6 protein-coding genes are annotated in these 8,817 nt (G+C 63.2%); 5 read left to right on the top strand and 1 reads right to left on the bottom strand.

Going from position 1 to position 8,817, the window contains the following annotated elements; genetic code table 11:
* The 4 genes from ACOJSJ_RS09675 to ACOJSJ_RS09660 all read left to right on the top strand — a co-directional run.
* Nucleotides 1–957, top strand: a 957-nt coding sequence (locus ACOJSJ_RS09675) for a cell envelope biogenesis protein TolA (RefSeq protein ID WP_420144776.1), incomplete at its 5' end; no start/stop codon positions are given.
* Nucleotides 954–2,288 carry a Tol-Pal system beta propeller repeat protein TolB gene (tolB, locus tag ACOJSJ_RS09670; RefSeq protein WP_420144775.1) on the top strand — a complete coding sequence of 445 codons (1,335 nt, stop codon included), beginning with the start codon at nt 954–956 and terminating at the stop codon, nt 2,286–2,288. The genes ACOJSJ_RS09675 and tolB, both read left to right, overlap by 4 nt.
* Nucleotides 2,289–2,411: 123 nt before the next feature.
* On the top strand, nt 2,412–2,927 hold the full coding sequence (gene pal / locus ACOJSJ_RS09665; protein ID WP_420144774.1) for a peptidoglycan-associated lipoprotein Pal: 516 nt from the start codon (nt 2,412–2,414) through the stop codon (nt 2,925–2,927).
* 164 nt (nt 2,928–3,091) lie between these two features.
* Nucleotides 3,092–3,922 carry an IclR family transcriptional regulator gene (locus ACOJSJ_RS09660; RefSeq protein WP_420144773.1) on the top strand — a complete coding sequence of 277 codons (831 nt, stop codon included), beginning with the start codon at nt 3,092–3,094 and terminating at the stop codon, nt 3,920–3,922.
* A gap of 242 nt (nt 3,923–4,164) precedes the next feature.
* On the opposite strand, the gene ACOJSJ_RS09655 is transcribed toward ACOJSJ_RS09660, so the two are convergent.
* Nucleotides 4,165–7,134, bottom strand: coding sequence for a TonB-dependent receptor (locus ACOJSJ_RS09655; RefSeq protein ID WP_420144772.1), 2,970 nt, complete (start codon nt 7,132–7,134; stop codon nt 4,165–4,167).
* Nucleotides 7,135–7,574: 440 nt separating this feature from the next.
* On the opposite strand from ACOJSJ_RS09655, the gene ACOJSJ_RS09650 reads away from it, so the two are divergent.
* Nucleotides 7,575–8,783 carry a rhamnogalacturonan acetylesterase gene (locus ACOJSJ_RS09650; RefSeq protein ID WP_420144771.1) on the top strand — a complete coding sequence of 403 codons (1,209 nt, stop codon included), beginning with the start codon at nt 7,575–7,577 and terminating at the stop codon, nt 8,781–8,783.
* Nucleotides 8,784–8,817 lie beyond the last annotated feature (34 nt).

Genomic DNA, 8,817 nt, shown 5'->3' with positions numbered 1-8,817 from the left:
GAAAAGATCGGCCTTGGCGTCGCGACGGCAGGACATGTCCTGCTGTTCGGCCTGCTGTCCGCCGGATTCCTGAATACGCCCAACCCGTTGAAGCTGAAGTCCCCGCCCATGGACATCAGTCTGGTGGACGAGGTCGCATTGCAATCGACCGCGCCGCAGATTTCGACCCAGCCCCCGCCGCCCAGCGTCGCGCCGGAAGAAGGACCGACGGAGGACGCCAAGCCTGCGCCCGAACCGGCGCCCGCGCCTGAACCCACGCCCGCGCCGCCCGAACCCCGGCCTGTTCCAAAGCCGACTCCGCCCAAGCCGGTAGCGAAGCCGGACCCCAAGCCCACGCCCAAGCCTGCGCCGCCCAAGAAGGAGGTCGCCAAGACCCCGGCCAAGCCCAAGCCTGCGCCGGAAAAGCCCGCGCCCAAGACCAAGCCTGCGCCTGAAAAGCCCAAGGCCGCAGCCGCCGCGCCATCCAAGGCAAAGAGCGATGCCAAGGCCAGGCAGGATGCCCCCGCCAAAGCTTCGGGTTCGGGCAAGGCGGACAAGCCGAAGGGATCGCTGCTGGGCAAGGATTTCCTGAAGGGCATCGACACCAGCGATGATGCGCCGCGCAAACCTGCGCCGCCACCAGCCGCCGCCATGGGACCGGCACAGAAGTCGGCGCTGGACGCCGAATTGCGCCGTCAGCTAAAACCCCACTGGCGGCCGCCTTCAGGGGCGGATGCAGACCAGCTAGTGACTCTGCTGGAAGTGCGACTGGACCAGAATGGCGGGGTCATCGGCACGCCGGAGGTGATCGACCAGCTGGGCGTGACCGCCAGCAACCGGCCGCAGGCCAAGCTGCATGCCGAACGGGCGATCCAGGCGGTCAAGCTGGCATCGCCGTTCCGCAACATGCCCAAAGAATTTTACGACCAATGGAAATGGCTGCGGCCACTCCGCTTTGATGCGAGGCTGAACCGATGAAGACCAACATTTTGCGCCGCCTGTCGATGGCCACCGTCGCGCTGGCCGCAATCCTGACGACGCCCGCCATGGCGCAGCTGTCGGTCGATGTGACCGGCGAAATCGACAGCAATCTGAAGGTCGCGGTGCCCCCCATGCCCGCGCAGCAGGATGTCGCGACGCCGGCAGGCACGGCCAATGAACTGGGCCGCAAGATCGCCGAAGTCATTGCGTCCGACCTTAAAGGTTCCGGCCTGTTCGACCCGTCGGGTCCGGGCGGCCTGCCCAATGTGCCCTTTCCCGAAGTCACTTTCCCCGTGTTCGACAAATGGGGCGCCTATCAGGCGCTGGTGCAGGGCTTTGTGCGTACCACCGGGGGCGAGGCGGACATCACCGTTGGCTGCTACCTCTACGATGTGGCGCTGAAGCAGGAACTGACGCGGCAGGGCTATGTCGTGGCGCCGCGCGACTGGCGTCGGGCCGCGCATAAATGCGCCGACGCCATCTATGCCCGCCTGTCGGGCGAAAGCCCCTTCTTCGACAGCCGCATCGCGTATATCGCCGAAAGCGGGCCGAAGGGGAACCGCGTCAAGCGCCTGGCCATCATGGACAGCGACGGGGCGAACCATCGCTTCATCACCAACGGCCAGTCGATGGCGCTGACCCCGCGCTTTTCGCCCGACTACAAGTCGATCGTCTATGTCAGCTACCTCGGCAGCCGGGTGCGCATCTATATCTACGACATCGGCGCGGGGCAGCAGAAGCTGGTCACCGAAAGCAGCAATGCGACTTTTGCCCCCCGCTGGTCGCCCGATGGCCGCTACATCCTGTTTTCCATGGCGGTGGCGGGAAATACCGACATATATCGCGTGTCGACGAGCGGCGGCACGCCGGTGCGCCTGACCAATTCGCCGGGCATCGATGTGGGGGGCAGCTATTCCCCCGACGGCAGCCAGATCGTTTTCGAAAGCGACCGGTCGGGTGGCCAGCAGCTTTATGTCATGAACGCCGACGGATCTAACCAGCGGCGCATCAGCCATGGCGGCGGCCGTTATGCGACGCCCGAATGGTCGCCGCGCGGCGACCTGATCGCGTTCACCAAGATTTCCGGCGACTTCAAGGTCGCGGTGATGACGCCCAGCGGCGGTAATGAGCGTATCCTGACCAATGGCTGGCAGGACGAACAGCCCACCTGGTCGCCCAATGGCCGCGTATTGCAGTTTTTCCGCACGACCCCCGGCAAGCAGGGCAGCAGTCAGGTGTGGCAGGTGGACCTGACCGGGGTCAACGAACGGCGCATTCCCACGCCGCTCAGCGGATCGGACCCGGCATGGGGACCGTTGCTGCCGTAAGCATTCGTTCAGGCTTGCCCGGCTAACTGGGAACCTAATCGTCTTGACAGCGTAACGACCTTCACAGAGCCTGATCATCGTCCAGAGCGGGCGGCATAGAACATAGCGAAGGAGACCCCTTTCATGAAATTGTCCCGGACCCTGCTGGCGGCGACCGCCATCATCGCGCTGGCCGCCTGTTCCAAGAAGCCCCCGGCCGAACTGCCCCCCGCCCCCGGCGGCACCGGCGAAACCACCGCGCCGACCGGTCCCACCGGCCCGGCCGGTCCTGCCAAGGGCAGTCAGGCGGACTTTCTGGCGTCGGTGGCGTCGGACCGCATCTTCTTTGGCCTCGACCAATATGACGTCGATGGCGAAGATCAGGCGACGCTGCAAAGCCAGGCGGCCTGGCTGCGTCAGAACCCCACGGTGCGTGTCACCATCGAGGGGCATGCCGACGAACGCGGCACCCGCGACTATAATATCGCGCTGGGCGAACGGCGCGCCAATGCGGCGAAGAACTATCTGGCGTCGCTGGGCATCGATCCGGGTCGCCTGACCACGGTCAGCTATGGCAAGGAACGCCCTGCCGCGCTGGGTTCGGACGAAGCGAGCTGGGCGCAGAACCGCCGCGCGGTGACCGTCACCATTCAATATTAATATCGGCCAATATCGATAAGGGCCAATATCGATCCTGCCGTCAGCCATGGTTCAAAGCCCGCCGGTCCCAGTGACCGGCGGGCTTTTCATATGTCCGCAACAAAGAGGCTGACAACTGGTCCAAATTAGCCGATATGTTTCCGCTATATGGAACGCCCCGATATATGGGACGGATACGCGGCAGGGACATCATGCAGGACGGCGAAGACAAGCAGCAAAGGGATGGGCAGCAGAAGGACGGGCAGGAAGCGGTCAAGGGCACGCAAACCCTGATGCGCGCGCTCGACATCATGGACGAGGTGATCGACGGGCCGATCCGCGCCGCGGACCTGGCCCGGAAGCTGGGCATGAGCAAGACGACCGCGCACCGGCTGGTGCAGGCGCTCAAGTCGCGCAACTATCTGGCGGTGACGCGGGACGGCTTTGCGCTGGGGCCGAAACTGTTGCAGCTGGGCGTGCTGGCGACCGAGCAGATCGACTATGTCCGGGTCGCTCGCCCCTTCATGGAACTGCTGTCGGAGCGGACCGGTTTTTGCGTGTTCGTGGGCAAGCGCGAAGGCGACTGGTCGCGCCATCTGGACCGGGTGACGGGTACGCAACGGCTGCGCGTGGCGACCGCGCCGGGGGATCGGCGACCGGTGGCGGAGACCGGGCTGGGCAAGGCATTGTTGCTGGACGAGGATGAAGCGGGCTGGGAACGGCTCTATGTCGAGGCGAAGAATGGCAAGGCTACGCCGGGCCAGATTCAGGCCTTCGTCACCGAAATGCGCGCGCACAAGGCGCGAGGCGAAGTGTTGCACGACAGCGAGCTGGGCGACGGGGTGCGATCCATCGCCATCCCGATCCGCGATGCGAAGGGGCAGATCTGCATCGCCATTTCGATCGCCAGCGCCGCCCATTATCTGACCGATGAACTGCGCCCAGGCCTGGCCGAACAGGTCATGAAATCGGCGGAGCAGATCGGCGCTGCGGTAGGCTATGCCGGGCCGCGCTGAGTGGACGATATCGGCTTAACTTCGCACATTTCCTGCCGAATGCGACATTGAATAACAATTTTCGGTAATTTCGTTACGCGATGATAGATTATAGCTGGCCACCGCGAGGTAGGACAGGCGGACAGAATAAGGGCGCGGTCACCGATGGTGGCCGCGCCCTTCAAGTTTGGGGAGGAAATCGTCGGACCGTGGAGCACGCCGCATCGAAGATGATGCAAGGCGCGCGCTCCATGGCCTTATATTTACATCCGGTAGGTCACACCGAAGGTGAAGGTGCGGCCGATGCGGGTTTCGAACAGCGTGTCCTGACGCTGGCTGTCGATGTAGAGACGGTTCTGTTCGTCGGTCAGGTTGGTCGCTTCCACGATCAGCTTGAGACGATCCGTGACATTATAGCTGGCCGACGCATCCATGTAGAAGGTCTTGGCATTGCCCTGAAGATCGCTGCCGGGCGATGCGGGGATGCCGCGAATGAACTGGTCGCGGAAGTTGCCGGTCGTGCGGATGCTGAACTTGTCGTCTTCATAATAGAGCGTGCCCGATGCCGTATTGGGCGACAGGCCGACGAGGTCCGCCGTGGTCGTCACGGTGGGTACGCCGTTCACGCTGGCGAGGATGTAGTTAATCTTCGACGTGACATGGGTGTAGTTGGCCAGCACGCCGAAATTGCTGAAGAAGCCATCGAAGAAGGTGAAGGGAATCTGGGCATTCAGTTCGATACCCTTCAGCTTGCCGCCGGGCGTGTTAAACGGCTGCGACACGGTGAACAGTTCGTCCGGACCAGTGTTGCTGTTTTCCAGCAACGCGGTGGGCAGACCCAGCTGGTTGAACGGGATCTGGCTGTTCACATTCTGGATGAAGCTCTTGATATCCTTGTAGAAGAAGGCGGCCGAGAGCAACGATCCGGGACGGAAATACCATTCCAGCGCCACGTCGAACGTGTTGGCGCGGATCGGGTCGAGGAACGGGTTGTTGACGTTGCCGACGCGGGTCACCGGATTGACGCCGCTGGTGGGCGTCAACAGGCCCAGTTCCGGACGCGCCAGAACCTTGGCTCCCGAAAAACGGACCAGCACGTTGTCGACCGGTTCGATGACGATATTGGCCGAGGGCAGCCAGTCGCTGTAGCTGTTCTTGGCAGCGGCATATTGACCGGCCAGAGCGGTCGGCGACGTCGCGCTGGCGACGGCGATGTAGCCCGACGAGGCCATGTCGGTCTTGACATAGCGCACGCCGACATCACCGCGCACCCCGAAGCCAATGGCGTTTTCGAGGTCGAAATTGGCCATGAGGAAGCTGCTCATCACCTCTTCGCGAACACGGCTGCGTCCACCGCCGCATTCGACGCCGCAATAGCGGACATCGTCGAAGCCAAAGGTGTCGGCCCATTTCTGGGCATCGATCGCGGCCCAGCTGGCCGGGGCGCCATTGCCCCACAGCTTGTCGACGCCGGTGATGTTGGTCGTGATGCTCGACAGGCTGGTGCCAGCTGGCAGCGCACGCACGACGGTGTCCGCATTATAGGCGCGCAGGAAGGTGGAGAGGAAGTCGCTGCGGCGATATTGCGCACCACCACGGAAGGTCAGGGCGTCGCTGACCGTCCATTTGAGGTTGGTTTCGGCGGTCATATTGTCTGTGGTGTTCTTGGACGGCTTGCCCTGGAAGCTGAAGCCGCCGGTGACGGTGCCGTTCGACAGGCCGGGTGCGTAGGCGAAATTGGCCGGATTGTTGACGTCAAAGCCAAAGCCGAGCTTGGGCGTCGTGCCGCCATCGCGGAAATCGATCGAGAAGCCGTCGGTATCGACCGCATCCATGAAGGTCTGAAGGCGGCTCTTGCCGTCCCAGACCGACTGGTTGAAGCCGACGATGCCGCTGATTTCCAGATTGTCGTTCAGCTGGCGCTTGAAGTTGACGTTCGCCTGCTTGAAGGTCGACACGAAATGGTCGACCAGCCCTTCGGACCGGACGTCGACGCCATCGAACACGCCGTGGACGAGCGAACCCTTGTCGTCGAATTCGATTTCGCGCACCGACGTCATCGGCTGACCGAGGTTCGAAGCATTACGGGCGAAGGAGACGGCCGCGATATAATTGTCGCGGCGGGTTACTTCAAAGCGCGAATAGAGGAAATCGACCGAGATGTCGGTTGCATCGTCGGGCTGGAATTGCAGCGTCAGCGAACCACCGATGCGTTCCTGATCCTGTTCGCTGTTGAGGTAGCGCGGCAGGCGCGGCAGGAAAGCGCCGCTGCCCGCCGTGTTGGGCAGGTCGGCGCGGCGGAGCGCCTGGATCGAGTTATAGGCCGCAGCGTTGCTGGTACGCGGATTGCCGGTGCTGCAATTTTCCGCCGTCACGCCGCGTGCCGCCAGCTGCGCCGCGGTCTGGCCCGCCGTGTTGATCGGCGCGCCGAGCGGCGAACAGAAGCCGCCATTGGTGTTGGCCGACAGGATGTCCACCGCCGAATAGCCGACCTCGCGCAGGTTGCGCTTCTGATAGGCGACCGAACCGAGGATGCCGAAGCCGCTGTCGCCGAACTTCTTGGAAATCAGCAGCGAGGCGCGCGGATCGACCTTTTTCGACAGTTCGTTGTAGACGCCGCGCGCGGTGGCGGCGAGGACGAAGTCTTCCTTCTGATCCATGGGCTTGGGCGCGGAAAGATCGACGGTGGCGCCCAGCGAGCCTTCTTCCACATCGGCCGAGGTGGTCTTGCGCACCGACAGGGCCGAGAAGATTTCGGTCGGGAAGACGTTGAAGTCGAAGCTGCGGCCGTTGTTACCCGCGCCGTAAATATCCGACGAACCGGTCTGCGACGTGCCTTCCATGCCGTTGATGCGCACGCGGGTGAAACCCGCGCCAAGGCCACGGACCGAGATGTTGCGACCTTCGCCGCCGTCGCCACGGGCGAGCGCGATACCCGGTACGCGCTGCATCGATTCAGCAAGGTTGGAATCGGGGAATTTGCCGATGTCTTCAGCGACGATCGAATCGACGGCGGCGGCTTCCGCACGCTTCATGCCCAGCGCGCTGTTGAGCGAGGCGCGAAAACCGGTGACGACGATGTCGGCGGTGCCTTGATCAGCGGCGGCCTGATCGGCGATCGGCTGGTCGGCAGGCGGTTGATTCTGGGCGATGGCGGGCGCCGCAATCAGCAGCGTCGAGGCGATCGCCAGCGCCGAACTGCGGCGAGCGAACGCGGAACGAATGTGCAACATATATCCTCCCCTATCGTAACTGATGCCGCTTCACGGCACCATAAACGTCCCACTATGTGAACTGAAGTGTCATCCTATACCGTTAGTCTGACAATTTCCAGAAAAATCATCATGTGATTTTCAATTCCACAATGTGGATCGTCTTTTCGCGCTTGGGCCAGTATGTTCCACCGCATGGCACAACCGGCCTGTCGACCTTTTCCACGATAATGCGCGCTTTCCGCAGCCGCATCATACGTGATGACGGCGCTGCGCTTCATACTGCTGAACATTATTACGCAGCGCGATTGACCATCAAATTGTGTCCCGATATATGGATCATCAATCTATTTAACGGGATTCATGTTCAACACGCCTCTGCACGGGCGGTTGATCTGGGGGGAGCGCTGCGGCTCCGTGGCGTTCCCCTTTTTGCATGGCCCAAACGGATGATCCCCGCCATGCCGCTTCATACCGTCCTGCTGCTATTTCTCGTCGCCGCCTCGCCCGCCATGGCACAGGATTTCGACCTGCGGCCGGGGGCGGCGGAACGGTTGCGAATCTATGAAGCGGGTGGCCATGGCATGGAACCGGGGGGCAGCGCCGATGGGTTCCTGTTTTCCGTGGCGGTGCCAGAAGGCGATTATCGCGTCACCGTGCGGCTGGGCGACACAAGGCAGGCGGGCGATACCACGGTGAAGGCGGAGGCGCGGCGGCTGATGCTGAACCATGTCGTCACGCGGCGGGGCGAAACGGTCGAGCGCAGTTTTCTGGTCAATGTCCGCACGCCCGCGCTGACGCCGCCGCCGCCCAATGCGCCGGGTGGCAACGGCGTTCGGATCGACCCGCGCGATAGTGCGGAATTGACCTGGGACGAAAAGCTGACGCTGGAATTTCTGGGCAAGCCGGTCGTCCAGTCGGTGCGGATCGAGCCGGTGCGCGCGCCCACCGTCTTTCTGGCGGGCGATTCGACGGTGACCGACCAATATGCCGAACCGGCGGCCAGCTGGGGGCAGATGCTGCCCGCGATGCTGGACGACAGGGTCGTGGTCGCCAATCATGCCAAGTCCGGCGCGACGATGAAATCTTTCCTGACCGACCTGCGGTTCGACAAGCTGCTGTCGGGGATGAAGGCGGGCGACTGGCTGTTCATTCAGTTCGGCCATAATGACCAGAAAGTCGAATGGCCGCAGACCTACGCCGACGCGGCGATCGCCTATCCCGCCTATCTGCGCGCCTATATCGCCGAAGCGCGGCGGCGGGGCGCCCAGCCGGTGCTGGTGACGTCGCCCGAACGGCGCAATTTCGATGAAGGCGGACGGATCAGGGATACGCTGGGCGCCTATGCGCAAGCGGTGCGCAGGGTGGCGACCCAAGAGACGGTGCCGCTGATCGACCTGAACGCCGACAGCCGCGCCATTTACGAAGCGCTGGGACCGGATGTCGCGCCCACGGCCTTCAACGATGGCGGCAGGGACAAGACCCATCATAATGATTATGGCGCATGGCTGATGGCGAGCGCGGTGGCGGAGCGGATCAGGGCCAATGTGCCGGGGCTGGCCACGCATGTCACCATGCCAGCCTTTTCCCCCGCCCGTCCGCCTGCGGCCAGCGCGGTGCCGATCGCGCCCAGCCTGATCCGGTCCGATCAGCGTCCGGCAGGCAATTGATGCGCATGAGCCGCCGCGACATGGCGCTGGGCGC

Origin of the sequence: Sphingobium sp. (genome assembly GCF_048594625.1) — a bacterium.
Taxonomy (GTDB): Bacteria; Pseudomonadota; Alphaproteobacteria; order Sphingomonadales; family Sphingomonadaceae; genus Sphingobium.
Note: the sequence above shows the minus strand (reverse complement) of the source record. Positions and strands in the feature narration are given on the sequence as shown.

Excerpts from the sequence above, each read along its gene's own strand:
- tolB (WP_420144775.1), top strand. The coding sequence starts at position 954 with ATGAAGACCAACATTTTGCGCCGCCTGTCGATGGCCACCGTCGCGCTG.
- pal (WP_420144774.1), top strand. The coding sequence starts at position 2,412 with ATGAAATTGTCCCGGACCCTGCTGGCGGCGACCGCCATCATCGCGCTG.
- ACOJSJ_RS09660 (WP_420144773.1), top strand. The coding sequence starts at position 3,092 with ATGGGACGGATACGCGGCAGGGACATCATGCAGGACGGCGAAGACAAG.
- ACOJSJ_RS09655 (WP_420144772.1), bottom strand. The coding sequence starts at position 7,134 with ATGTTGCACATTCGTTCCGCGTTCGCTCGCCGCAGTTCGGCGCTGGCG.
- ACOJSJ_RS09650 (WP_420144771.1), top strand. The coding sequence starts at position 7,575 with ATGCCGCTTCATACCGTCCTGCTGCTATTTCTCGTCGCCGCCTCGCCC.